The sequence below is a fragment of the Bradyrhizobium genomosp. I (2014) genome, from assembly GCF_000261685.1.
Classification (GTDB): domain Bacteria; phylum Pseudomonadota; class Alphaproteobacteria; order Rhizobiales; family Xanthobacteraceae; genus Bradyrhizobium.
The window spans coordinates 52,386-77,010 of sequence record NZ_AJQE01000289.1 but is presented as its reverse complement, the minus strand read 5'-3'; the positions used below and the strand labels follow the sequence as shown (position 1 = coordinate 77,010).

General features: G+C 60.3%; 19 protein-coding genes and 1 pseudogene. 15 read left to right on the top strand and 5 right to left on the bottom strand.

What is annotated here, in order from left to right; translation table 11 throughout:
- Positions 1 to 15: 15 nt before the first annotated feature.
- The gene (locus IC50_RS26845; protein ID WP_035711715.1) at positions 16 to 672 is read right to left on the bottom strand and encodes a reverse transcriptase domain-containing protein; all 657 of its coding nucleotides are present in this window, start codon (positions 670 to 672) and stop codon (positions 16 to 18) included.
- A gap of 1,061 nt (positions 673 to 1,733) precedes the next feature.
- Here IC50_RS26845 and IC50_RS26840 point away from each other — a divergent pair.
- Complete coding sequence (locus IC50_RS26840) at positions 1,734 to 2,255, top strand: methyl-accepting chemotaxis protein (RefSeq protein ID WP_202948124.1); 522 nt, start codon at positions 1,734 to 1,736, stop codon at positions 2,253 to 2,255.
- Positions 2,256 to 2,468: 213 nt separating this feature from the next.
- Here IC50_RS26840 and IC50_RS26835 read toward each other — a convergent pair whose 3' ends face one another.
- Genes IC50_RS26835 through IC50_RS26820 form a run of 4 tightly spaced genes read right to left on the bottom strand, consistent with a single transcriptional unit; the run spans position 2,469 to position 6,071 of the window.
- Entirely contained in the window at positions 2,469 to 3,587 is a 1,119-nt protein-coding gene (locus IC50_RS26835) for a LacI family DNA-binding transcriptional regulator (RefSeq protein ID WP_050991108.1), read from the bottom strand.
- Positions 3,588 to 3,638: 51 nt separating this feature from the next.
- Entirely contained in the window at positions 3,639 to 4,814 is a 1,176-nt protein-coding gene (locus tag IC50_RS26830; RefSeq protein WP_035711712.1) for a dihydrodipicolinate synthase family protein, read from the bottom strand.
- Positions 4,815 to 4,827: 13 nt separating this feature from the next.
- Positions 4,828 to 5,298 (bottom strand): MaoC family dehydratase, encoded by a 471-nt coding sequence (locus IC50_RS26825; protein WP_035711711.1) that lies wholly within the window; start codon positions 5,296 to 5,298, stop codon positions 4,828 to 4,830.
- Positions 5,298 to 6,071, bottom strand: coding sequence for a 3-ketoacyl-ACP reductase (locus IC50_RS26820; RefSeq protein WP_035711709.1), 774 nt, complete (start codon positions 6,069 to 6,071; stop codon positions 5,298 to 5,300). Before IC50_RS26820 ends, IC50_RS26825 begins: the two co-directional genes overlap by 1 nt.
- Positions 6,072 to 6,215: 144 nt before the next feature.
- Between IC50_RS26820 and IC50_RS26815 the strand changes: the two genes are divergently transcribed.
- The 14 genes and pseudogenes from IC50_RS26815 to trbL all read left to right on the top strand — a co-directional run bounded on the left by IC50_RS26815 (position 6,216) and on the right by trbL (position 24,556).
- Positions 6,216 to 7,400 carry an extracellular solute-binding protein gene (locus IC50_RS26815; protein ID WP_035711706.1) on the top strand — a complete coding sequence of 395 codons (1,185 nt, stop codon included), beginning with the start codon at positions 6,216 to 6,218 and terminating at the stop codon, positions 7,398 to 7,400.
- Positions 7,401 to 7,506: 106 nt separating this feature from the next.
- Complete coding sequence (locus tag IC50_RS26810; protein ID WP_035711703.1) at positions 7,507 to 8,580, top strand: ABC transporter ATP-binding protein; 1,074 nt, start codon at positions 7,507 to 7,509, stop codon at positions 8,578 to 8,580.
- Between the two features lie 7 nt (positions 8,581 to 8,587).
- Positions 8,588 to 9,502, top strand: a complete 915-nt coding sequence (locus tag IC50_RS26805; protein ID WP_244429651.1) for an ABC transporter permease — start codon at positions 8,588 to 8,590, stop codon at positions 9,500 to 9,502.
- 4 nt (positions 9,503 to 9,506) lie between these two features.
- The gene (locus IC50_RS26800) at positions 9,507 to 10,349 is read left to right on the top strand and encodes an ABC transporter permease (RefSeq protein ID WP_035711700.1); all 843 of its coding nucleotides are present in this window, start codon (positions 9,507 to 9,509) and stop codon (positions 10,347 to 10,349) included.
- 38 nt (positions 10,350 to 10,387) lie between these two features.
- The gene (locus IC50_RS26795; RefSeq protein WP_035711697.1) at positions 10,388 to 12,013 is read left to right on the top strand and encodes an acyl CoA:acetate/3-ketoacid CoA transferase; all 1,626 of its coding nucleotides are present in this window, start codon (positions 10,388 to 10,390) and stop codon (positions 12,011 to 12,013) included.
- 9 nt (positions 12,014 to 12,022) lie between these two features.
- Positions 12,023 to 12,808, top strand: a complete 786-nt coding sequence (locus IC50_RS26790) for an enoyl-CoA hydratase/isomerase family protein (RefSeq protein ID WP_050991106.1) — start codon at positions 12,023 to 12,025, stop codon at positions 12,806 to 12,808.
- An 8-nt stretch (positions 12,809 to 12,816) separates the two neighbouring features.
- On the top strand, positions 12,817 to 13,671 hold the full coding sequence (locus tag IC50_RS26785) for a sugar phosphate isomerase/epimerase family protein (RefSeq protein ID WP_050991105.1): 855 nt from the start codon (positions 12,817 to 12,819) through the stop codon (positions 13,669 to 13,671).
- Positions 13,672 to 13,705: 34 nt separating this feature from the next.
- On the top strand, positions 13,706 to 14,950 hold the full coding sequence (locus tag IC50_RS26780) for a glycerate kinase type-2 family protein (RefSeq protein ID WP_050991104.1): 1,245 nt from the start codon (positions 13,706 to 13,708) through the stop codon (positions 14,948 to 14,950).
- Between the two features lie 152 nt (positions 14,951 to 15,102).
- The gene (locus IC50_RS38540; RefSeq protein ID WP_050991103.1) at positions 15,103 to 17,211 is read left to right on the top strand and encodes a HAMP domain-containing methyl-accepting chemotaxis protein; all 2,109 of its coding nucleotides are present in this window, start codon (positions 15,103 to 15,105) and stop codon (positions 17,209 to 17,211) included.
- Positions 17,212 to 17,626: 415 nt separating this feature from the next.
- A complete protein-coding gene (locus tag IC50_RS26770) occupies positions 17,627 to 18,151 on the top strand; it encodes a thermonuclease family protein (RefSeq protein ID WP_035711692.1) in 525 nt (174 codons plus the stop codon).
- A gap of 756 nt (positions 18,152 to 18,907) precedes the next feature.
- The gene (locus IC50_RS26765; RefSeq protein WP_035711689.1) at positions 18,908 to 19,870 is read left to right on the top strand and encodes an ArdC family protein; all 963 of its coding nucleotides are present in this window, start codon (positions 18,908 to 18,910) and stop codon (positions 19,868 to 19,870) included.
- Between the two features lie 97 nt (positions 19,871 to 19,967).
- Positions 19,968 to 22,085: a ParB/RepB/Spo0J family partition protein gene (locus IC50_RS42080; RefSeq protein WP_035711687.1), complete on the top strand. Its 2,118-nt coding sequence runs from the start codon at positions 19,968 to 19,970 to the stop codon at positions 22,083 to 22,085.
- A gap of 180 nt (positions 22,086 to 22,265) precedes the next feature.
- A pseudogene (locus tag IC50_RS26755) lies at positions 22,266 to 23,543 on the top strand (SAM-dependent methyltransferase); the annotation flags it as partial.
- Complete coding sequence (gene trbL, locus IC50_RS26750) at positions 23,501 to 24,556, top strand: P-type conjugative transfer protein TrbL (protein WP_081492520.1); 1,056 nt, start codon at positions 23,501 to 23,503, stop codon at positions 24,554 to 24,556. The pseudogene IC50_RS26755 and the gene trbL, both read left to right, overlap by 43 nt.
- Positions 24,557 to 24,625 lie beyond the last annotated feature (69 nt).

The following is a 24,625-nucleotide window of genomic DNA, read 5'->3' as shown; positions in this document are numbered from 1 at the left end:
AGTTATCTTTTGCGTTCAGGGAGCCATAACGCCGCCCTGTGGCGTACCACTGTACGTGCGTCCGTAGACCCAATCTTCCATGTAACCTGCTTTGAGCATTCCTTCGATCAGGCCGATGAACCTATCGTCATCGATCCGTTTCCTCAGAAGCTCGAGCAGAATGTCATGGTCGATATTGTCGAAGAACCCACGCACATCCACTTCGACTAGCCACTTACAACCCGTCCAGGTCTTCTTGATAGTCTTAAGAGCGGTATGGCAGGATCGGTCCGGGCGGAACCCATGCGACTCATCGAGGAACACAGGTTCGTAGATCGCTTCGAGCAATATCCTGACCGCCTCCTGGACGAGCCGGTCTTCCACCGTGGGGATACCCAGCGGTCGTGTTTTGCCGTTGTCCTTCGGGATAAAAACCCGCCGGACTGGCCGGAAGCGATAAGTGCCGTCTGCTACGCGCTTGGCGATATCGGCGAGCTTCGCCAGCGACATGCCGTCGAAGGTCCTGCCGTCAACTCCCGGCGTCAGGGCTCCCTTGTTGAGGGAGACCTTTTCGTAAGCCCTCTCGAAAAGATACGGAGATCTCATCAAGCGGTGAAGGCCATTTATACGCTTACCCGACCGCGACAAAGTCGGCAGTGATTCAATTCTTCTCTGGATGATAGCGGCCTGCATCAGCAGCACCTCTCCGTCGAAGAATCTCTTCTACGCATACTGCAAATGCCGTTCTTAGCGACATCGTCCTTCCCCCGATCGGAGGCGCTTTCGGTCCGGTCACCCGGCCTTATACGCATGATCGTCCACCTCGCGGCGGCTGTCCCGGCCATTACGTCGGGCATTTGGGTACTATGACGGCTCCGTCGCCATACAGGTTCTCGAAAGAGCCTGCTATAGGCGATCCCGTAGTTACGTGTGTGGGGAGTTACGGCATGTTTAGGTGTCCCGTTCGTTTCCTTGACCCACTGACAGTGGTCGTCCCACACGGACCGGTGACAGTTCGCACTGGGAGGTGTGATCTGTCCCGTGTGGCATAGCGTGTCAGCCGCGTTCGCTACGGCCAGCCCTTTGGCAACTGGAAACTGGGATTCAGGCAATACAGCTTTCACCATGCATACCTTTACTTTGTGCTCTCCACCGGGCTGCGGCGCCCGACTTCGAGACGTTTCCCGGCATGCTCTGGTCCCGTTCCCCTTTCGAGGTTTCAGTCGTTTCCGACACCGGTAAGCCGGGCAAGTAAGAGCCATAACCAGCAGGCTCCATTCTTTCGAACACTCCCTTCTTCTCCACGCCTCTACGGCGCGCGCCTTGCGGCTTCGATCCCTCGCGCTAGAGCTTTGGTGCTCCTCGCCGGGGGCACTCGGGAAAGGGGCTCGCCTGCGGCGATCGCTATCACTGCCCCGTTCCCGGGTGCCGCTATTGAACCGGTCTCGTCGCTGCACTCGGAGCCGCGTGTCCCTTCGGGTCGCTATGCTCACGCTCTCCGGGTGCCATTTTGCGTTTAGGCGATGCGCCTTCGGCGCACGTCTGGTCGGGCCTGCGCCGCTCCTGGCAGGACATCTCGGCCCTAGTTGAGGTGCGAGAGGAGTGCAAGCGCACCATGAACGCCCTGGCAGGTGATCTTGACAGGAGTGTAGCGGGGAATCGTCGAGGCGGTTTCGTCGCAGGCCGCCGAACTCAATGTCGCCGCGCAGTCGCTTTCCGCTTTGGCGGAGCAGAATGAAAGCGAAGCAAGGGCGGTGGCCGACTGCTCCTATTGCCTCGGCGACGACGGAACTGTCCTCCGCCATTCAAGAAATCTGCCGCCAGGTCGAGACTCCGCGGCGGTGACGCGAGCCGCTGTCGCCGAAGCGAACAAGGTCAGCGGCATCATGATGAGCGAGCTCTCGACGGCGTCCCAAAAGATCGGTGACGTGGTCAACCTGATCAACGCCATCGCAAGCCAAACCAATTTGCTCGCCCTTAACGCAATCATCGAAGCCGCTCGGGCAGGCGAAACGGGGAACGGATTTGCGATGCTGGCGCAGGAGGTCAAGGCGCGCGCTAGCCAGACCGGCAAAGCAACAGAGGAAATCGACGCGCAGATTGGCTCGGTTCAGTTAGCGTCTCGCGAGGCGGTTGACGCAATCAAGGCGGATTTCAAACACAATCAACAGGATCAGCGAGATCGCTTCGGCCATTGCATCCGAGTGGAGGAGCAGGGGGCCGCAACGAACGAAATCGCTCGAAACGTTCAACAAGCATCTAGCAGCGTCGACTAAGCCAGTCGACGAATTGCAGCCGTCACTCGGGCTTCGACCGAGACCGAAGAAGCCTCGAGCCAAGTCCTTACTGCTGCGCATCAAGTCTCGGAGCAATCAGCGCGTTTGACGAACTAGGTTAGCAGCTTCGTCATCAAGATCAGGGCGTCGTAGAAGAATGCGTTCGTGTGCTAGGTTCGGCAGGGTCGCCCGCGAGAAAAAACATTGCTCGCTTCAACGAGACGATGTGCCGGAACCCCTTCGACGCCTGCTCGCTGACGTCGTCGGCGGAGGACAGGTCGTATCGCGTACAACGAGCTCGGTTGGTATGAGAATGGATTCGAATGGCGCGTCCCGGTTATTGATCCGTCGAAGGAGCAACTGAACTGCCTCGTTGCCGACATTTCGTCTCGGAATTGCGACCGTGGTTAAGGCCGGCCGCCACAAGGTAGCTTCCGCGATATCGTCAAATCCAACGACAGAGAAATCCTGACCTGGGGTCAAATTCCGGGATCGAAGGCCGAGCATGGCGCCGAATGCAACAATGTCGTTAAAGCACACGACGGCTGTTGGCGGCTCAGGCAAGTCCAATAGCTGAAGAACTTGCGCCATTCCCACATCGCGCGTTTCGGCTCCCGAGAGAACCAAACGAGGTTCCAGTGGTATCCCGTGTTTGGCGAGAGCTTGACGGTAGCCGGCAAACCGATCGCGGCCCGTCGAGATATTCTCGTTGGAGCCGATCATCCCGATCCGCGTGTGACCGAGGCCGATGAGATGATCCATTGCCTTCATCATGCCACCGCGATGATCCGGAGACACATAGTCGACATTCGCGCCCGGTACCGTACGAGAGACCAGCACGCAAGGCAGGTGCAGTGAGTGCAGGGAGTTTATGAAGGAAGCGTCCGTACCAACCGCAGGCACTATGAGTAGCCCATCGACATTGTATTCGCGTACCGTTTCGATGAAGGCGCCTTGTCTTGCGACCGACTCGCCCGTGTTGGACATCAAGACGATTCGGTTTGCTGTCGTGAGTGCATCCTCGATTGCCGCAACAATCTCAGCGAAGTAGGGATTTGTGAGATTGTTGACCGCCATTGCGATCATCCGTGTGTGGGGCAGGCGGAGGCTGGCGGCGCCCCGATTGTAGACGTAACCTAGCTTCTTGGCAGCTTCCAGCACCTTCTCACGTGTTCTCTCGGGAATGGTGGGGCTGTTGCGAAGGACGAGCGAGACCGTAGCCTTTGAAACGCCGCTGGCTTTGGCTATATCCACCAGCGTCGGGCGGGAGTCCTCTCTTCTCGTTTTTATATCCACTGGGTGAGAGCCCTCGTCTCGCAACATGAATGCCATCTGTTCGTCTCCAGGGTAGCATTCATGCTGCTTGGTGGTCGAGAGCCGGCTTCACGCAATGCCGTGGAGGGCCAAAATGGTCCGCATGCGGGCTGCCGCGCGGTCAGGATCTGGAAACAGTCCGATCGCTGCCGCATGCCGGAAGACGCGCGATAGATGCAAGATTGACCGCGCGCCTTGCTGAGCGCCCAGCATGGTGAAGTGATCCTGGTGGCCGTTCAGATAGGCAAGAAAGACAATTCCTGTCTTGTAATATTGCGTGGGCGCACGGAACAGCTCTCGCGACAGCGCAACTGTAGGGTCGAGAATTTCGCGGAAGGCTCTCTTGCCACTCGCTTGATCCTCGCTGCTCAGCGCCTGCAATGCCGCGGACGCAGCAGGCGCGATTGCGTCAAAGATGCCGAGAAGTGCGTGGCTGAACCCCTGTTCATCCCCAGCGATAAGTTCGGGATAATTGAAATCGTCTCCCGTGTACATTTTCACGTTTTGCGGAAGCCGCCGACGCATGGCGATCTCATGTTTTTCGTCGAGTAGTGAGATTTTGATTCCGTCAATCTTGTGGGCGTTGTCTTCGATGACACGGAGGCAAACGTCCATGGCTGGACCGACGTCGCTGTGTCCCCAATATCCCACGAGCGCGGGGTCGAACATGTCTCCCAGCCAATGAAGAATCACGGGCTGATCGGCCTCTTCAAGCACGCGCCGGTAGACCTCAGCATAATCTGCCGGGCCGCGCGCGGCTTTCACCAGGGCCCGGCTTGCCATCATGATAACGCGCCCGCCGATCGCTTGAACGAATGAGAGCTGGTCCGAATAAGCCTTCAACACGGTGTTGAGGGTTGCGCCGGCAGGATCGATATGATCGGTCCCGACGCCGGAGAACACCACGGCGCCCGGTCTTGCTCTTGCGCTCTCAACCGTATTACGGATCAGTGTCTGGGCGGACGTCCAATCGAGACCCATCCCTCGCTGAGCAGTATCCATCGCTTCCGCCACGCCGAGCCCAAGATCCCAAAGGTAGTCTCGGAAACGCTGAGTCGCTTCGAAATCGATGGCGACCTCGCGCATTGGCGAAATGTCCGCCCGTGGATCGCAAACGACGTGACCGGCGGATAAAGCGAGGCGGGAGAGGGGCTGACCGGGTTTCGCAGTGAGCCAGTTGGCCGGCGCACCCATGGCGAGTTCGTCGAATTGACCGTCTTCACGTGGCAATCGAATGTAAGTCATGGACTCTACCTTCTCAGTTGGGCGTGCGCTGCCGGACGAGCAGGGCGGTTTCACCGTCCTGGACAGTCGTTCCGTCCTGCTTTGTGACCTTGAATGCGAGAGTGACGATTGCCTGTCCCTTGCTCGACAAGCGCGTGCTCGCGACGCGAATGTTGGCTCCGATCCGATCGCCCGCGAAGATTGGCGCCCGAAAGTGCCAATTCCAGCCAAGTGAAGCGACGGCCATAATCCGAACTGCCGATCGATTCTTCAGGCCATCGATCAGGGCCAAACCGAGGAGTCCATGGGCGACTCTCGCTGGAAAACCCAAGGCCTTGGCAATTTCGTCATCCATGTGCAGATCGAAAAAGTCTCCTGAAAGACCGGCAAAGGCGACGATGTGAGCATCCGTCACAACAAGATGCCCTGTTTCATAGTGGTCGCATTCGGCTAAGTCTTCGAACCAATATTCGCCGGCGGCCAGATGGTTTCCCGATCGCGTCATCACAGGCTCCTAAGCGCAAGGCCCCCATCGACACGGATCACTTCGCCTGTCGAGTATTGGAGCTGACCAGTCGCCAACATCGCCGTGGCCCTACCGATGTCTTCAGGTTCACCCCAACGTTGGAATGCCGTCAGTCCTTCGGCGATGAGGCGGTCATATTTTTCGGTCGCAACCGCAGTCATCTGAGTCCGGATGATGCCGGGTCGGATCTCGTATGATCCAATGCGATGCGCGGCGAGACGTACGGCGAAAAGCTGGGCCAACATGGAAAGGCCCGTCTTGGAGATGCAGTATTCGCCGCGATCAACGGACGCGAACTCGGCATTGATCGAGGAAATCGTGATGATGCTGCGGAACAGGGATGATTCCGCGCCGACCATTCGCCGCGCGACCTCCTGGGTCAGGAAGAAGGGGCCGCGCAAGTTGATCGACATGACCCGGTCATAGCTCTCGGGAGTGGCCTTCAAGAGGTCGTCCCGAACGCCGACCGACACGCCGGCATTGTTCACGAGACAATCGATGCCACCAAATGCATTCCATGCTTCGTCGACGGCCCTTTGATGGTCGGCTACGTTCGACACGTCGAAGGGCAAGGCCTTCGCTTCCCCGCCTTTTTGACGAATGGCCGCTACGGTTTCGGCCAGATCAGTTGACCCTGGCAGGTCGTTGGCGACGACGGCGAAACCTGCATCCGAGAGGGCAAGGGCGATACCGCGGCCTATCCCGCGGCCGGCCCCGGTGACCAAAGCGCTTCGGCGTCCCGGATTGTTCATGTGAGTTTCCTCGTTTCGTTTTGCAAGATTGGCCCTTGCAAGAGGGCGGGAGTCCTGTTACTAGATCGATCTAGTAGAACGATCTAGTATATCGTTCTAGTAAAACAAGCAAGCAAATTCGAGCGCAACGCGGAGGAGGGTCCATTGATTCACGCTGTAAATCGCCGAACCGTCATTCTTGGCATGGGCGCGCTGGGGCTTGCAGCCACAAGTGCTAGGGGGCAGGGGCTTGGCCCCATGCCATCGTTGCCCGTCGCGCTGAACGTGATCGACGTCGCGGGCAATCTTGCCCTGAGCCAGAAGTCGATCGACGCGTACCGGCAGAAGAATCCGAAGCTCGTCTCGCGCATCACCTACACGAAGGCGCCCGCGCCGGAGCTGGCGAGCAAGCTCAAGGCGCAGCAATCGGCCAATCGCGTAGATATCGACATTGTGCTCACGGGGACGGATGGGCTCTTTGCCGGCATCGAGCAGCAATTGTGGCAGGAGTTGCTGCCCCAGTACGCCGGCATATTGCCCAAGCCAGAGGACATCTACGATGTCGGCCCCCTCAAGATGCAGGCCCTCGCAAAAGGGAAGGGCATGGAGATCGCGTATTCTCCGTCGGGCCCCCTGTTTGAATACATGCCGGGGCGCGTGAAGAAGACTCCGAAGACGGCAGACGAGTTGCTCGCATACGCTCGCGAGAACAAGAATCGCTTTCTCTACGCGAGGCCCGCCAACTCAGGGCCCGGGCGCACCTTCCTCATGGGCCTTCCCTACCTGCTCGGCGACAAGGATCCTGCCGATCCGGTGAATGGGTGGGAGAAGACCTGGGCCTATCTCAAGGCCCTCGGCGAGAACATCGAATACTACCCGACCGGAACTGGGCAGACGATGAAGGAGCTGGGCGACGGGACGCGAGACATGATCGTCTCCACGGTCGGCTGGTACATCAATCCGCGCGTACTCGGCATCGTGCCAAAAGAAGCGGGGCTGTTTGCCCTGGAAGGGTTCCACTGGGTCTCGGATGCGATGTTCTTTGCCGTGCCGCGCGGTGTCGCCCCGGAGAAGATGCCGGTCGTCATCGATCTACTCAAGCACATGCTCACGCCCGAGCAGCAGGCTTTTGCCTACGATGAGGGGTACTTCTATCCCGGTCCGTCCGTGAAAACGTCGACGCTCGCGATGGCGCCGAAGGAAAGCCAGGACGTCCTCAAGGAGTTTGGCTGGCCCGACTACGACCGAGCGATCGGCTCAGCTCCACTCGAACCGCAACTTCAGGCAGATCAACTCGTGGCAGCCTTCCGGCGCTGGGACGAGGAAATCGGAGCTGCCAAGCGGAAGTAGTCGGCGCGAAAAGCTCCCCAACTAGGCTGCCCGATCAGATTGGGTAGCCGCCTTTTCGCAATAGGAATCGAGAGATCAACGCCTCAGGCATACGGGATCAATATCCATGACCATCGCCCTTCAGAAGTTCGATGAGCTCCGTCTTGAGCACGTTCGCCGGGAGTTCGGGTCTTTGAATGCGCTAAAAGACGTGACGCTCACGGTCAAGCGCGGCGAATTCATTGCCCTGCTCGGACCGTCGGGTTGCGGAAAGTCGACGACGCTCAACTGCATTGCCGGGCTCTTACCGGTCACCGGAGGGGCGATCTGGCTCGATAAGCGTCGCATCGACACGCTCAGACCTGAAGAGCGCGGCTTCGGGATGGTGTTTCAGAGCTACGCGCTCTTCCCTCATCTCACCGTGAAGCAGAATGTGGGATTTGGCCTCAAGATGCGCGGTGTCTCCAAGGCCGAGATATCGCGCAAGGTGGACGACGCATTGGCTCTGGTCCGGCTCTCCGGGCAGGCTCAGAAGCTGCCTGGCCAGCTCTCCGGCGGCCAGCAGCAGCGTGTGGCAATCGCGCGCGCCATCGTCATCGAACCCCCGCTCGTTCTCATGGACGAACCCTTGTCGAACCTCGATGCCAAGCTTCGTCTTGAGATGCGGGCCGAGATTCGGCGGATACACAATACGCTCGGTGCGACCACGATCTACGTCACCCACGACCAGGACGAGGCTCTCTCGCTCGCCGACCGCATCGTCGTGCTTAAGGACGGCATCATTCGTCAGGTCGGGACTCCAAATGATCTCTATGAGAGGCCGGAGCATATTGATGTTGCCGACTTCATGGGCTTCCGCAATCGGATCAAGGGCAAAGTGATCCGCCAAACGAACGACGAGGCGACATTGGCCGTTGGCGACAGTGAAATCACTGGTCTGCTTCGAACCTCGGTGCAGAACGGCTCAGAGGCCTATGCCGCTATTCGAGCGGACGATTTGATAACCGGTGATCCTGGAATGAATGCGTTCGCTGCGCGCATAGACACCATCGAATACCGAGGCCGCGAGTTCGTTGGGACCGCGCGCACGATGGACGGGATCGATCTGGTCTTCAGATCCGACCACGCGGTGGATTTGGGGGCTACCATTCACCTCCGGGCTGCTCCGGAACGCGTCCTCGTCTTCAGCGAAACGATGTGAGGCGGCCATGACGATGACAGTCTCTGCCGAAAAGCATCATGTTGAGTCTGGACCTAGCTTGCGCCAGAGACTTGCCGCGCAGGGCTTCGATGCGGTGACGCTGCTGGTGATTCCGTCGTTCGTCTTGCTGGCATTGCTGTTTATCTACCCATTCGCGTACGGGCTCGTCCTTTCATTCGAGCCAAAAGCCGGGTCCGCTTGGTCCAATTATGTGCGTTTCTTCACCGATCCGTACTTCTACAGCACGATCTGGAAGACGTTGCTGCTGTCAGTCCCGGTGACGGTGCTCAATCTCGTCTTCTCCCTGCCGGTCGCCTTCCGCGTCCGCCTGCTATACCGGCAGCGATTGCTGACGACCATCCTCGTCATTCCCATCACCCTCGGAACGGTTCTGATCGCCGAGGGACTTTTGAACTATCTGGGTCCGCAGGGATGGTTTAATCGTGCGTTATTGGCGATCGGTCTTATCGATCATCCGCTGCGTCTCGTGCACAACTATTGGGGTGTGTTTGCTTCGCTGGTGATCAACGGCTTTCCATTCACATTCCTGCTTGTCTTGTCCTACGTCACCGGGATCGATCCTGCCCTCGAGCAGGCCGCGGCGACCTTAGGCGCAAGTGCGCGCCAACGGTTTACCCACGTCTATTTGCCGATCCTGATGCCTGGGCTCGCGATCACGTTCTGCCTCAGCTTCGTTCAGGCTTTCTCGGTGTTTCCCTCGGCCGTCCTGCTCGGCGAGCCTGCCGGAGAAACTCGTGTGATGTCAATCGCAGCCTATCAGGCGGCATTTGAGGAGTACGACTACTCGTTGGCATCTGCGATTGCGATGATCATGGGTTTTGTCCAGCTCGCGATCGTCATTGGCATGATGGCGTCCCGCGGCCTGTTCTATCGCGGTCCTGCAACCGGAGCGAAGGGGTAAGGCCATGATCCGTGACACGTCGCTCAGATCGAAACTCTGGATCACTGCGGTTTGGGCTCTCGTCGGATTCTTCATTCTGAACCTGTTCGCCATGATCGCGTCGGTCGTCACTAGCTCGTTTGCCACGCGATGGCTTGGCACGTGGTTTCCTGCGGGCTGGACAGCGCGCTGGTATTCGTCCGCCTGGAGCGAATTTCAGCTAGGGGACGTGTTGCTCGTCACGTTTGAGGTGGTCGGTGCAGTCGTCGTGATATCCGGCCTTCTGGGCGTCACAGCCGCATACGCTCTCGCGCGCCGCGAATTCACGGGCAAGAAGATAATCATGCTTGTCATTCTTCTCCCGCTGATCGTGCCTCCGATCACCTTCGGCATCCCGCTCGCGACCGTCCTCTATCAGACCGGGCTCGCTGGTACATTCTGGGGCGTGGTCGCTGCGAATTTGGTCCCCACGGTACCGTTCGTCATTCTGGTGATGATTCCGTTCATCGAGCAAATCGATCCCAGGATCGAGGCCGCCGCGCGTGTGTTCGGCGCCAACACGTTCAAACTGTTCGCTCACGTCCTGATGCCCTTGCTGCTTCCCGGAATCCTGGCGGCGCTCCTTTTGGTGCTTGTTCGGACGATTGCGATGTTCGAGCTCACCTTCCTGGTGGCGGGTCCCACCAGCCAGACGTTAGTCGTCGCTCTCTATTATGCCGTCTTCGCTGCCGGCGTGCGAGCAGTCCAGTCGATCGACGCGATGGCGGTGGTCTACATGGTCACGACCCTTATCTGGCTGATCGTCGCACTCAGGTTCGTCAATCCAACCCAGATTGTCACGCGAGCCAAGCAGCAGCCGGCGCACTAGAGGCGGACATTTTTTGGCGGTCGTATAGGAGAACCAAGGTGAAAAAGAAGATCATCAGTGCCGCTGAAGCAGCCGCTCTGATCCGCGACAACGATATCGTTTGCGTCGGATCGTCGGCGGGCTTGAATTGCCCCGATCATGTGCTTTCGGCCATCGGGCAACGTTTCCAATCGGAGGGACGTCCACGCAATCTTACGGTCTTCTCGCCGATCGCCGCTGGCGACATGTATGGCATCAAGGGCGTCGATCATCTGGCTCAGAAAGGCTTGCTGTCGACTATTTTGGCAGGTTCATATCCGAGCGGACCTTCTTCTCTCCCGTCTCCGGCAATCTGGGAGATGATCGGCAGAAACGAAGTCGCTGCGTACAACATTCCCTCCGGGATCATGTACGATATGGCCCGCGATGTGGCGGCAAAGCGGGCGGGCGTGCTGACCAAGGTCGGTCTCGATACCTTCGTCGATCCGCGGCTGAACGGCTGCAAGATGAACGAGGCCGCGGCCAAGCGTGGAGAAATTGTCCACTTGGTCGAATTCGGCGGCGACTCCTGGCTGCATTTCCCAAATCATACTCCGCGCGTCGCGATCATTCGTGGCACCACGGCTGACGAGCGCGGTAACATTTCGATGGAGCACGAAGGTGCGGTCCTCGGAATGGTCGATCTTGCACTTGCTGCGCATAATTCGGGAGGCATTGTTATCTGCCAGGTCAAGCGAACGACGGCGGCAGGATCGATCCCGACGCAGCGTGTTCATGTGCCCTCGACACTCGTGGACTACATCGTCGTCGATCCGCTGCAGGCGCAAGCCACTGAGATTACGTACGACCCTGCCATCAGTGGGGAGACGCGCCGGCCTCTTTCATCCTTCGAATCCGAGCCGTGGAGCGTTGACAAGGTCATAGCCCGTCGTGCCGCCGTGGAGTTGGCAGAGGACAGCGCAGTAAACCTGGGCTTTGGAATTTCGGCGATCGTCCCGCAGATCCTGCTTGAAGAGGGCCAAGCCGAGGCGGTTACCTGGGCGATCGAGCAGGGCGCTGTCGGCGGCGTGCCGCTTACCGGGTTTGCCTTTGGCTGTGCAGCCAATGCCCAGGCGATCTTTCCAACCCCGCAGCAGTTCACATATTTTCAGGGCGCAGGCTTCGACACCTCCTTGCTCTCGTTCCTCGAGGTGGACGCGTTCGGCAACGTCAACGTCTCTCGCCTCGCCGCGAGACCGTATCTGACAGCCGGATGTGGTGGATTTGTCGATATCACGGCCAACGCCAAAAAGATCGTGTTCAGCGGCTATTTCACTGCGGGTGGCCTCAAGGTGACGGCCGGCGACGGCAAGCTTCGCATTGAGCAGGACGGCAAGATCGCGAAGTTCATTCCCGAGGTCAGTCATGTCACGTTCAGTGGTCGCCGTGCGCTCGCCCGCGGATGTGATGTGACCTACATCACCGAACGGTGTGTGTTGAAGCTCAGGCCAAGTGGGTTGACCGTGGTGGAAATCGCACCCGCCGTCGACCTCGAACGCGATGTGATCGCGAAAGCAGGCACGCCTCTGGCAGTGGCCGCCGAGCTCAAAATCATGGATGAGCGGCTGTTTTGTCCAGAGCCGTTTGGCCTGGAGTTAGCAGCGCACACCGCACCAAACAACCCGACCAAGCAGCACGCCGCCTGAGGCCTCGATATGTCGAACCAGCTTGCCAAGAACGCCACATTTGAAGCGACCATGCCGCATCCCGGCGTGCTGCTCATTCAAATCGTTTCCCGCCCGCTCGGCGTCTTTACGATTCAAGCCCGGCGGGATCTGAAAGCGTTCCTGGAGCGCGCGCATCAGGATCATTCGGCGCGGTGCATCGTATTGACCGGAACGGGGCCCGCCTTTTCGGTCGGCTCCAACATCCGAGAATTCGAAGCAACACCGGAGTGGATCGAAGACGCCCGGCTTGCCGAAACCGGGCTCAATGAAGCCATCGAGCTTGGACCGGTACCGGTCATTGCCGCCTGCAACGGGCATGCGCTCGGCGGGGGCGCGGTGATGGCGCTGGCTTGTGATCTCCGGATCGCAGGGCGCAGCGCCAGTTTTGGCGTGCCCGAGGCCAAGTTGGGTGCCATGCCCACTGCCACCGGAACCATGCGACTGCCGCTGCTCGTTGGTCGCGGCCAAGCGCTGCGCTTGATGTTGACTGCGCAACCGATCGCTGCGGAGGAGGCATTCCGCATCGGGATCTTCGATGAATTGGTGGACGACGACAAGCTTCTTGATCGAGCACTGGAGGTGGCTCGTCAGATCGCAAGCGTATCTCCCAAGGCGGTAAGGGCATCGCGCCGCTGCGTCGCAGCAGCGCTGCGGCTCGGCTATCACGCCGGCCTGGCGATGGAGGCGGAGATCACCGTGCCGCTCGGACTCTCCGACGACGCAATCGAAGGCAAGGCAGCTTTCGTCGAGAAACGTTCGCCACAGTTCAAGTAGGACGCCTCATGACCATCCTTTCGGCTCAGCCTCTACCGATGTCTCGATGCTCCATCAACACGGCGACGCTTGGACATCGTTCGCCGATCGGCGAAGTCATAGAACGCGTGGCGCGTCACGGCTTTGGTGGCATCTCGCCTTGGCGCCGGGATCTGGAGGGACAAGACCATCGTCTCGTCGGCAAGCACATTCGAGATGCCGGGCTTTCCTTGAGCGGCTACTGCCGCGGAGCGTACTTTCCGGGAGCCAGCCGGCAAGCGTTCGAGGCAAACGTTACGGATAACTTTCGCGCAATCGATGAAGCCGCCGCATTGGGCGCGCCTTGCTTCGTGCTGGTTGTCGGAAGCCTGCCGGAAGGAAGCAAGGACATCGCAGCTGCGCGGGCGCAGGTCGCCGAAGGTCTTGCAATGCTGTTGCCGCATGCGCGAGAGGCAGGAGTTGGGCTCGCCGTTGAACCGCTTCATCCCATGTATGCCGGCGATCGCTCCTGTATCACAAGCCTGGGTGAGGCCCTGGCGCTCTGCGACCGACTGGATCCATCGCGCGAAGGTGGGGTCGGCGTGGCCATCGATGTCTATCATGTCTGGTGGGACTGGCGTTTGAGCGAGGACATCGCCGCCGCAGGCCATTCTGGACGCATCATGGCGTTCCATGTTTGCGATTGGCTGGTTCCGACCAACGATCTGCTTCTCGATCGGGGGATGACGGGCGACGGGGTTATCGACGTCGGCAGTATCCGTCGTGAGGTCGAACAGACTGGCTATCAGGGCTTCGCCGAGGTGGAAGTGTTTTCACCGCGGTGGTGGTCCACTCCCGAGGACGACGTGCTGGCTGCTTGTGCCAGGGGTTTTGCAGCGATCTGAGGTCGAGGGATTCGCGAGACGTCAGAGGGGGCAGATGGTGACCAGGACCGGGAGCGATCACGCAATCCTTGATGCGCTCATGCAGGACGCGCTCGACGCCGCGCGTCCAATGGGCCAGTTCGCTGGCCGGCTGCCCAATCGGCCAAGAGGCCGCACGATCGTTGTCGGGGCTGGCAAGGCTGCCGCGAGCATGGCCCAGGCGTTCGAAAGTGCATGGCCACACCCGATCGAAGGTCTTGTCATCACCCGCTACGGTCATTCCGCCAGGACGCGATCGATCGAGGTCGTGGAGGCGTCTCACCCCGTGCCGGACACCGCCGGACTCCAGGCGGCACAGAGAATATTTGACCTGGTAAAAACGGCCGGTCGCGACGATCTCGTCGTGGCCTTGATTTCGGGAGGGGCGTCATCGCTGCTGAGCCTGCCCGCGCCAGGCCTCAGTTTGGATGAGAAGCGCGCGATCACGTCGGCGCTACTCCGCTCCGGTGCACCTATCAGTGCCATGAACGAGGTCAGGAAGGCGCTCTCTGCCATCAAAGGCGGTCGTCTCGCTGCCGTCAGTCGTGCACCTGTGGTGACATACGTCATCTCTGACGTGCCCGGAGACGATCCCGCAACGGTTGGGTCGGGTCCGACCATTCCAGCATCATCCAGATCAACGGGGCCGCGCGCGATCCTTGACCGGTACGGCATAGAGGTGCCGCCCCATGTCATGAAAATTGTCGAGACAAACCGTGCTCCGGAGATAGCTCCGGGCGCCGTGCACGTCATCACAACCGCCAAATCGGCTCTCGATGCTGCTGCGTCGACCGCGCGCCGTTTGGGAATTGAGCCGCTCGTCCTGGGGGACGCCATCGAAGGTGAAGCACGTGAGGCCGGCATCGTCATGGCCGGGATCGCGCGTGCCGTGCTCAGGCATGGGATGCCCGTCAGTCGTCCATGCGTGATCCTGTCGGGAGGCGAAACCACCGTGACGGTGCGGCAGGCGGGGCGCGGAGGACGAAACACCGAATTCCTGCTCTCGCTGGCTCTGGCTCTGGATGGCGCGGGCGTATCTGCAATTGCTGTGGATACGGACGGCATCGATGGGTCCGAGGACAATGCGGGTGCCTGGTTCGATGCCACGCTCGTTCCAACCGCGCGAGACCTCGGAATTGATCTCCAAGCCCACCTCGACGGCAACGACGCCTATGGCGCGTTTGCGCGGATGAATCGCCTCGTCGTGACCGGACCGACACTTACCAACGTCAACGACTTTCGAGCCATTCTCATTCGCTGACCCGCCCACGGAACGCGAAACGGAAGCAGGAAAGGGTTGGTAGATCTCAACCGAGTTGCCGCTCGGACAATCGAGGCAAGAACGCCCGGCGAGTCCTCGACCACTACTTCTCGCTTTCGAAGCGTGTCGGATCAGACAACAAAGGCCGTCTCATGTCAGCCATCTTCCGCAATCTGCGTCTGTCGCTCAAGTTAGGTGTCGCTATCGGTCTTCTGGCGCTAACAATCGTTGCCGTCATCGTCTTTTCGCTCAAGCAGCTCGCCGCTCAGAACGCCAGGCTCGAGGTGCTGGCAGCGGGCCCAATTCGCCAGACTGGTCTGGCGCAAGATGCAATTGTCACCTTGGTCAAGATATCCCGTGCCGCGCGCGACCTCGTGATCGAGCGTACAGATGCCGGGAAGACGGCGGCCATCGCCGAGATCGAGGCCAGAAAGGCCGAACTTGCCGATATAAAAACGGCGCTGCAGCAGACGCCGACGGCAGGTCAGTCTCAACGCTTGGACAAATTCCTCGAGCTGACCGTGGCCTATATCGGCGTCGCTGACGAAATGAGCCAATTGGCAAAGCTCAACTCGAAATCAAGAGCGTTCCAGCTGTCGGCGACCGAAGGTGGCGAAAGCTTCGACAAACTCGAAAAGCTGGTCACCAGCATGGTTGCGGACATCACCAAGGTAGCCGAGGCTGAGCGTAACGCCTTCGCGCAGCGCATGGTCCGAGCCGGCCAGCAACTCCTGACTGAACTGAATCGCTTTTATGCGCTCGAGAAGGACACGGTTGCCGAGATCGACGACAACCGTCTTGAAAGACTAAGCAAAGCATTGGACGAAGTCTCAGAGCGGATCACCGGCTTGCGGAACTCGATCCGTCAGTTCGCAAGCTCTCAACTCGCTCCTCCGCAACTTGTAGACCAACTCAATGATGTCGACGACGGCTTCGAGCATTGGTTGAGTGTCGACAAGGAGATTCAGCGTCTGGCCCGTGAAAATGGCGATGGACGCGCACAGCAGATGGGCAACACGCGAGGCAAGGTCGCCCTCGATGCGGCTGAAGCAGCCGCTCGTTCCTGGTTGGATGAGACCAGGGAGGCGATGCATGCCGACCTTGCTCAAGCCCAGGTGGACTACGCGTCCAATCGCCGGATGCTAATACTGCTGGCTTGCGGTGGCGCGCTTCTGGGGCTGTTGCTGACTTGGCTGATTGTTCGAAACGAAATTACCCGTCCCCTCGAAGGCCTGCGTCGGGTCATGGTGCGTTTGGTGGATGGCGATCTGAACAGTGAGGTTACGGGAACCGATCGCGGAGACGAGATCGGCGATATGGCGCGCACAGTTCAGGTCTTCAAAAAAAGCCTAAACGAGACCAAGACGCTGCGACAGGAGCAGGACCGAATTCGCGACGAAGCCGAAGGAACTCGACGTGCGACTCTGATGGCGCTCGCGCAACAATTTGAGGAAACAGTGGGGAGTGTCGTTTCTGCGGTTTCACAGTCCGCGGCGCAAATGACCAGAGCCGCCGACACTCTTATGAACCGAACATCCGTTGCGCGAGAGCGCGCAACCAACGTTGGGGCCGAGGCGACGGGTGCATCAGAACGCGTCTCGGCGGTTGCCGCTGCGACCGAGCAAATGGCAAATTCGGTTTCCGAAATTGGACGCCAAGTTACAGCGGCCAGTCACGAGACCGGGAAGGCCGTAGAAGAAGCCGAGCGTGTGAATGTCGAGATGCGCGCATTGGCGAAAACCGCCGAGAAGATCGGCCAAGTGGTCGCTCTTATTGATCAGATCGCAAACCAGACCAATCTCTTGGCACTGAACGCCACCATCGAGGCGTCTCGTGCGGGAGATGCCGGCAAAGGTTTTAGCATTGTGGCCTCGGAAGTGAAGGCACTTGCGGAGCAAACTGCGCAGGCAACCGAAGAAATCGGTGGCCAGGTCACCGCCATTCAAGGCGCAACGAGCCGCGCCGAAGTGGCAATCAGCGGGGTAGGTTCGATGATTGCCAAGATCGATGACATCACGACCAACGTTTCGGCCTCCGTCAAACAGCAAGAAGCAGCGACTCGTGAAATTGCTGGCAACGTTGACGGTGCAGCCCGCCGAACGCAGGCCGTCTCGGAAACTATTTCTGAAGTTAGTGACGCGGCTGTAGAGGCGGGCCTCGAAGCGTCCTCCATGGCTGAAGCTGCCGCTGTTCTAGCGCGCCATTCCGCGTCACTGGAAAGCCAGGTTGCCGCATTCCTCGCCCATATCCGAGCTGGGTGAGAGCCTATGACGAAAAACTCGAAGGAGCATATCATCGACGACTCACTTCGCCTCATTGCGATCTTCATGAAGCTCAAGGACGAAAAGGCACGTGCTGAGATACTCGCGTTAGCGGAGCGGTGTGCTTGCTTTGACTCCAGGCCTAGTCTTTGCGACTTCTCGGTGCCGCCACCATCGAACTAAGGCTAGATTGGATAGGCCAAGTCATAAAGAGCGACGGCGTTCGGACGGTCTATGAGTTTACCTGGCAGATGGATGCCATCCTGTTGTGGGACCGCTTCCAGGAAGGGGCTGGCTGCGTGGCGCTGAGCTTCACTATCCCGAGCGGCCGGAGAGCCTGCCGGTGCTGAAGGCGCTCGAAAACTGGTCGAGATTCAATCCCCGCAATCTGCGCTAATAGCTGGTACCCAACGCCATGATCAAACGCCGTGTCCTTGCATTGATGCTCCTGCTGTTATCGAACATGGCGCTTGCTGACAGTTTTGTCGGTCAGGCCAGCGTCATTGACGGCGACACGATGGAGATTCACGGAAGACGGGTCCGCCTTTGGGGTGTGGATGCTCCGGAAAGCACTCAGCTATGTCGCGGTGAGGATAGTTTACAGTACCGCTGTGGTTCAAAGGCCGCGAACGACCTCGACGCTTACATTGCCCGACACCCCGTCAACTGTGTCCCCCTCAGCCTCGACCGGTATGGCCGCACGGTCGCGACCTGTTCGGTTGCGGGCAAGGATCTCGGGGAATGGCTTGTGCGCAACGGTCTCGCGCTGGATTGGCCTCAATATTTAAAGGGCAGATATCACGAAGCTCAGCGCGAAGCGGAGCGGGCGGGCGAAGGGCTCTGGAAGGGCAGCTACGTCGAGCCGTGGCTCTATCGTGCATGCATCCGCGCCAGCGGAAACCCGACTTCCTGTTCGGACGATGAAAATGCCCATCCTTGATGGGATCCAATGCGAGACGGCAATCTACCGCGTGCGATGACCGTCACCGCTTTTTTGCGGGTGACTCCGGTCTAGCGTGGCTCAGCCGACTCACGCTACCCATCATTTCGAGCCACCTTACTACACAATGGGAATGAAATGGTTGCAGCTACCCGTGAACTGCCGGCCTCTGGTTACGCGCTTGAAGTAGATGGCCGATTCAAAGCCGAATTTGCAACCAGAGACGGCGCCAGGGCAGGTGGAGTAGAACTAAAGAAGCGTTTTCCCATGCTTCAGATCAGGATCTATGACGCGCAGACGCATGCGCGTGAGGAAATCTAGATCCTCGGACTGGCGGATTTTTCCAGTTTCGCGCGTGCGGCTCCCGCCGCACCGGGCTCTCGTGAACCGAGCCGCTTTGCGTCTCGGCCGCCGTGCGGCTTCGATCCCTCGCGCAAAGAGATGCGGAGCTCCTCGCCGGGGGCACTCGGGAAAGGGGCTCGCCTGCGGCGATCGCTATCACTGCCCCGTTCCCGGGTGCCCTTTTAACCGGTCTCGTCGCTGCACTCGGACCCGCGGTGCCCCTTCGGGTCGCTATGCTCACGCTCTCCGGGTGCCATTTTCCGTTGAGGCGATGCGCCCTTGGGCGCACGCCTGCTCGGCCTGGGCCCCAAGTAGATGGCGCTAGTGGCTGAGAGTAAGAGTGCAGGCTGGGTTTTTCCGTGACGGGTTACAAGCTGCGAGAGAGGCTCGTGGCTCCCGTCGCGGAGACCCGCGATGTCAAACCCTACTGCTTGCGCGCGCGCCGGCCAGGACCGGGCGAACCTCTATACCGAAATCACCGACAAGATCATTGCCGAGCTCGAGGCCGGCCGCATGCCCTGGGTCCAGCCTTGGGGTACGGCCGCGGCGAAAGCGCCGCTAGCCATGCCGAAAAATGCCTCGACCAATCGGCAATACAGTGGCGTGAACATCCTCATTCTCTGGGGAGCCGTGATCGAACGCGGATTCACCGGGCAAAGCTGGCTCACTTTCCGCCAGGCGCTCTCGCTTGGCGGTCACGTTCGCAAAGGAGAGCGCGGTACCACGGTTGTCTACGCTGATCGTTTCGTGCCGAATGACGCAAAGCGACGCGCCGCTGAGACCGGCGAAGACGCCCAGGCAATTCCATTCCTCAAACGATTTACCGTTTTCAACGTCGATCAGTGCGCAGATCTGCCTGACGCGATTGCCACCGCTGCACCGCCACCGTCGGCTGGCCTCATCGGACCCACGGTGGACGCCCTGATCAAGGCCAGCGGAATTCCATTTCGGATCGGTGGAGATCGCGCATTCTACGCAACAGCCGAAGACTATGTTCAGGTCCCACCGCCGCAGGCCTACTTCGAACCCATCAACTGGCACCGCACGGCGTTGCATGAGCTCGGTCATGCGACCGGGCATCCCTCGCGCCTCAACCGCGACCAGAGCGGATCCTACGGTACGAAGAAATATGCCTTCGAAGAATTGGTCGCCGAGTTGAGTTCCGCGTTCAGTTGCGCATCACTCGGGATCGTCCCGACTGTGCGACATGCCGACTATATCGGCTACTGGCTTGAGGTTCTGCGCGAAGACAATCGAGCTCTCGTGCGTGCCGCCTCGCAGGCGAGCAAGGCCGCGGACTATCTGCTCGGCTTCGTTCCCGGGTCCATCGAGCCCGCTTGGCTGGAGACGGTTGTCGCCGATCACGAGGCGGCGTGATGCTCGGCCTCGCGCGAGAGCGAGAGGAGGGAAGGCTGTTCGCGACGGGTTGGAAGCCGAGAGAGAGTCTCACGGCCGCCCGTCGTGGAGAGCCGAAATGACGAAAGCCGTACAAAAGATCACGCTGTCGCCTTCCCGGGACATTCCGTTCAACAAGCTGGTGCTCAGCCAGTCGAACGTTCGCCGGGTCAAGGCCGGTGTCTCGATCGAGCAGCTAGCCGAGAGCATCGCACAGCGTACCCTCCTGCAAAGTCTAAGTGTCCGGGCCGTCGTTGATGCGGATGGCAACGAGACCGGTATGTTCGAGGTGCCGGCGGGCGGCAGGCGCTATCGCGCCCTCGAGCTCTTGGTGAAACAAAAACGGATGTCAAAGACGCAGGCGGTGCCGTGCGTTGTGCGTGAAGGGGGCATCGCCGCGGACGATTCGGTGGCGGAGAACGATGAGCGGGTCGGTTTGCACCCGCTCGATCAGTTTCGGGCCTTCCAGACCCTCCGCGATCTCGGCATGACTGAGGAAGACATCGCCGCGCGGCACTTCGTGAACCCTGCGATCGTGAAGCAGCGGCTGCGGCTGGCGTCGGTGTCGCCGAAGCTGCATGAGGTCTACGCCGAAGACGGCATGACGCTCGAGCAGCTCATGGCGTTCTCGGTCACAGCCGATCACGCCCGTCAGGAGCAAGTCTGGGAGAACGTCAGCCGTTCCGGTTATGACGAGCCTTACCAGATCCGTCGGCTGCTCACTGAGAACACCGTGCGCGGGTCCGATCGCCGGGCGCAGTTTGTGGGCCTCGATACTTATCAGCACGCGGGTGGCGGCGTTCTGCGGGATTTGTTCGAGCACGACGACGGCGGCTGGCTTCAGGACGTCGTTTTGCTCGACCGCCTCGTAACCGAAAAGCTCAAAGCTGAAGCTGAGACGATTGCTGCCGAAGGCTGGAAGTGGATCTCAGTCGCCGTAGACTTCTCCTACGGTCACACGCAAGGCCTACGAGAAATCGAAGGCAGACCTGTCGATCTCTCACCTGAGGAGCAGGCCACCATCGATGCGCTGAATGCCGAGCGGGCCAAGCTGGAAACCGACTACCAGGATGCCGACGAATTGCCCGAGGAGGTCGATCAGCGTCTTGGCGAAATCGAGTCGGCACTGGCGGCATTCGAAGACCGGCCGATGCTTTACGAACCGACCGAGATCGCCCGAGCTGGTGTCTTCATCAGCATCGATTCCGAAGGACGCCTCTCCGTGGACCGGGGTTACGTCCGGCCGGAGGACGATGTGCAGGAAACTGATCCTGATGTCGGGCAGGACGCCGACGTGTCGTCGACTGAAGGGCAGGAGCCTGGCACTTCAGTTCAGCGCGCGATCATCGCAGTCGCAGGTGGCGCTTCTGATACCGAAGAGGATGATGAGGACACGGCGAAACCTCTGCCGGATCGGCTGATCACCGAGCTGACGGCGCATCGTACGCTGGCATTGCGGGATGCGCTGGCAGAAAATCCAGCGGTCGCGTTCCAGGCAGTGCTGCATAACTTCGTGCTGACGGCTTTTTATCGGTTCGCGTCATCCGGAAGCTGTCTCGAGATCGGCCTTCGCACGCCGAACTTTCCAACTCAAGCTCCGGGGCTGAGAGAAAGCGTCTCCGCCAAGGCTGTCGAGGCGCGGCATGAGGCCTGGAAGGCGCGGTTGCCGAAGAGCGAGAACGATCTTTGGGATGCGCTGACGGCTCTCGATGGTGGTGCACAGGCGTCGCTGTTCGCCCATTGTGCATCATTTGCCGTCAACGCCGTCTATGAGCCCGCCAATCGCTACAATCAGGGGCGCGTCTCCGCTCACGGTGTCCGCACGCGACTCGACCAGGCTGATGTGCTGGCCCGCTCGGTCGGGCTCGACATGGTGCAGGCTGGCTGGCGACCGACCGTCGACAACTATCTCGGCCGGGTCACCAAGCCGCGAATTCTGGAGGCGGTGCGGGAAGCCAAGAGCGAGTCGTCGGCACAACTGATCGACCATCTGAAGAAGGCTGAGATGGCAAAGGAGGCCGAGCGTCTACTCGATGGCTCGGGCTGGCTGCCGGAGCCGCTGCGCCTCGTCGATTCCGATGCGGCGCCAGTGGCGCAGGAGAGCGAAGCGGGAATGCTGCCCGAATTCCTGGCCGACGATGAGGATCGGGAGAACGCGGGCGACGACGATCCGCAACAGCTTGACGCGGCTGAGTGACATGGAGCGGAACGGCTCCGGCCGTCCTACAGTTGCTTGGGGACCGGTGTGCGGCGCCGGTCCCCATTTTTGTGGGCGAGCGCTCAGAGGGAGAGTCGGGCCGGGAAGGGTTTGAGCCGTTGGGTCAAAGGAGAGCGCCTGATGGTTCGACCCGTTCCTGCTCTCCCGAGAAATCCTGTCATGACCGAATCTCTCGCGGGCGGCGCTGCCGCCGCGCCGCTCTCGATGCGTGCCGCTGCCACTCTCACCTCTGCTGCCATTGAGGCCGCCCGACAGATCTTGACTGATCTCGAACGCGGACGTCCCATCGATGCCGCCGTTCTGCGTAGCGCCATGGAGGCTGCCTTCGGTGCCTCGGACGCGGCCGGCGCCTGGAACTGGAAGACCGCCTATGACGTCTGCGAGGCGGCAACCGTTCTCTTCCTGCGCAAGTTCGGTCCGGCCATGCGCACCAAGGCTGGCTCGGCGGCCTCAATGCTGCCAATGCTCGCGCAAATCGCGAGCTGTCTGCCGACCCATACGCGGCGTTCCGAGGACAGTCAGGTGTTCCAGCAATTCTCGACGCCGATCCCGCTTGGGCTGGCCGCATGCACGGCAGCCGGCATTACGCCTGCCGACCGCGTTCTGGAGCCATCCGCTGGGACGGGCTTGCTCGCCATCCTGGCCGAGCTCGCCGGCGGCTCTCTGATGTTGAACGAGTTGGCCGTAGGCCGCGCGGCGCTGCTCGATCATCTGTTCGCCAACGTTAAGGTCACGCGGTTCGACGCCGCACAAATTGATGATCATCTCGACGCGGGGGTCGTACCGAGCGTCGTTCTGATGAACCCGCCGTTCTCCGCGGTGGCGAATGTCGATCGACGGATGGCGGACGCGGCTTTCCGGCACATCGCTTCGGCGCTCGCGCGCCTTTGCGACGGTGGACGCCTCGTGGCCATCGCTGGCGCGGGCCTTGCGCCGGATAACCCGGCGTGGACTGGCTCCTTTGTTCGCCTCCAGGAGCGCGGACGGGTCGTATTTTCCGCCGCGATCGACGGCGCCGTCTACGCCAAGCACGGCACCCAGACGGACACGCGGCTGCTCGTCATCGATAAGTTGCCCGCCGCCGATCCGAAGGCTTTTCCTGCCTCGCCAGGCATGGCCGGCGATGTCGCTAAGTTGCTTGGCTGGGTGAACCAGCATGTGCCTCCAAGGCTGCCCCTCGCCGCGCCGGTCGTAGCCGACGTCGTCGGGCGGCGTGCAATGTCTCGATCAGCGGGCGCTTCCGCATCACGTCCGTCGTCTACTTCGGAAAGTGCAGCGCCAAAGGGCGTCGAACTAACTTACGAGACGGTCGAATGGTCGCCGCCGGAAGGCGCCCGGCTAACCGACGCGCTCTATGAGGAGTACGGATTGCAGTCGATCCGTATTCCTGGATCGTGCGCGCATCCGACCAAGCTCGTGCAGTCTGCTGCGATGGCTATCTCATCGGGAACTGGAACAGCCTGGCGCGCATCGTCTTCGAGAGCTTTGCCGGTCTCGGGCTGAAAGCATCCGGCGCAAGCCTGTCTGCATCGGATTTCCTGCGGCCGGGAAAGATCGCTCAGGTAGGACTTGATGCCGGCCGACCATTGCTTGAGTCGATCTCCAACCTGATGGGCTACATCAGCTTTTTCGAGAATTTCGTCCAAATCGTCGTTCTCCTGTTCGCTTGGGTCGTGGTGCTGCTCGCCTTCTTCATTCTGGCGATCCAGCTCTTCGTCACCCTGATCGAGTTCAAGCTTACGACGCTGGCCGGCTTCGTGCTCATTCCCTTTGGCTTGTTTGGCAAGACGGCTTTCGCGGCAGAGCGGGTCTTGGGCAATGTCATATCCTCTGGAATCAAAGTTCTCGTTCTGGCCGTTATCGTCGGCATCGGATCGACCTTGTTCTCGCAGTTCACCGCTGGCTTCGGCGGCAACCAGCCGACCATCGAAGACGCGATGACGCTGGTGCTCGCGGCGCTTTCCTTGCTGGGTCTCGGGATCTTCGGTCCAGGTATCGCAAACGGCCTGGTGTCGGGCGGACCTCAACTCGGCGCCGGAGCCGCGATTGGAACAGGCCTTGCTGCCGGCGGCATTGTTGCGGCTGGCGCGGGACTTGCCGCTGGCGGTGCCGGTCTCGCTGGTGGTGGGATTACAGGCGCCGCGCGCGGTGGCGGCGCTGTCATAAGCGGAGCATCAGCCGCCTATCGAAGCGGCGGCCTAGCTGGCGTCGCGGAGGCGGGCGCTTCGGCTGCGACCAGTCCATTGCGTCGAGCTGCGGCTGCCAACGGACGTAGCTCAGCGGGCGATCAGGGCGCGAGTGCGGCGGCCGAAGGGCAGCCTGATTGGGCTCGCCGCATGAAGCGCGCCGAGACCATTCGGCATGGTGCCTCGGCTGCTGGCCAGGCCGTCCGCTCGGGCGATCATGGTGGTAGCGGTTCCTCCGTTGATTTGTCCGAAGGAGAGCGCTGAGACGGACCGGTCCACCTCTGCGGCACAGCGTGCCTCAAATCTTTCCATCCCACGACTTGAAAGCGATCA

Excerpts from the sequence above, each read along its gene's own strand:
- IC50_RS26845 (WP_035711715.1), bottom strand. The coding sequence starts at position 672 with ATGCAGGCCGCTATCATCCAGAGAAGAATTGAATCACTGCCGACTTTG.
- IC50_RS26835 (WP_050991108.1), bottom strand. The coding sequence starts at position 3,587 with ATGGCATTCATGTTGCGAGACGAGGGCTCTCACCCAGTGGATATAAAA.
- IC50_RS26830 (WP_035711712.1), bottom strand. The coding sequence starts at position 4,814 with ATGACTTACATTCGATTGCCACGTGAAGACGGTCAATTCGACGAACTC.
- IC50_RS26825 (WP_035711711.1), bottom strand. The coding sequence starts at position 5,298 with ATGACGCGATCGGGAAACCATCTGGCCGCCGGCGAATATTGGTTCGAA.
- IC50_RS26820 (WP_035711709.1), bottom strand. The coding sequence starts at position 6,071 with ATGAACAATCCGGGACGCCGAAGCGCTTTGGTCACCGGGGCCGGCCGC.
- IC50_RS26810 (WP_035711703.1), top strand. The coding sequence starts at position 7,507 with ATGACCATCGCCCTTCAGAAGTTCGATGAGCTCCGTCTTGAGCACGTT.
- IC50_RS26805 (WP_244429651.1), top strand. The coding sequence starts at position 8,588 with ATGACGATGACAGTCTCTGCCGAAAAGCATCATGTTGAGTCTGGACCT.
- IC50_RS26800 (WP_035711700.1), top strand. The coding sequence starts at position 9,507 with ATGATCCGTGACACGTCGCTCAGATCGAAACTCTGGATCACTGCGGTT.
- IC50_RS26790 (WP_050991106.1), top strand. The coding sequence starts at position 12,023 with ATGTCGAACCAGCTTGCCAAGAACGCCACATTTGAAGCGACCATGCCG.
- IC50_RS26785 (WP_050991105.1), top strand. The coding sequence starts at position 12,817 with ATGACCATCCTTTCGGCTCAGCCTCTACCGATGTCTCGATGCTCCATC.
- IC50_RS26780 (WP_050991104.1), top strand. The coding sequence starts at position 13,706 with ATGGTGACCAGGACCGGGAGCGATCACGCAATCCTTGATGCGCTCATG.
- IC50_RS38540 (WP_050991103.1), top strand. The coding sequence starts at position 15,103 with ATGTCAGCCATCTTCCGCAATCTGCGTCTGTCGCTCAAGTTAGGTGTC.
- IC50_RS26770 (WP_035711692.1), top strand. The coding sequence starts at position 17,627 with ATGATCAAACGCCGTGTCCTTGCATTGATGCTCCTGCTGTTATCGAAC.
- IC50_RS26765 (WP_035711689.1), top strand. The coding sequence starts at position 18,908 with ATGTCAAACCCTACTGCTTGCGCGCGCGCCGGCCAGGACCGGGCGAAC.
- IC50_RS42080 (WP_035711687.1), top strand. The coding sequence starts at position 19,968 with ATGACGAAAGCCGTACAAAAGATCACGCTGTCGCCTTCCCGGGACATT.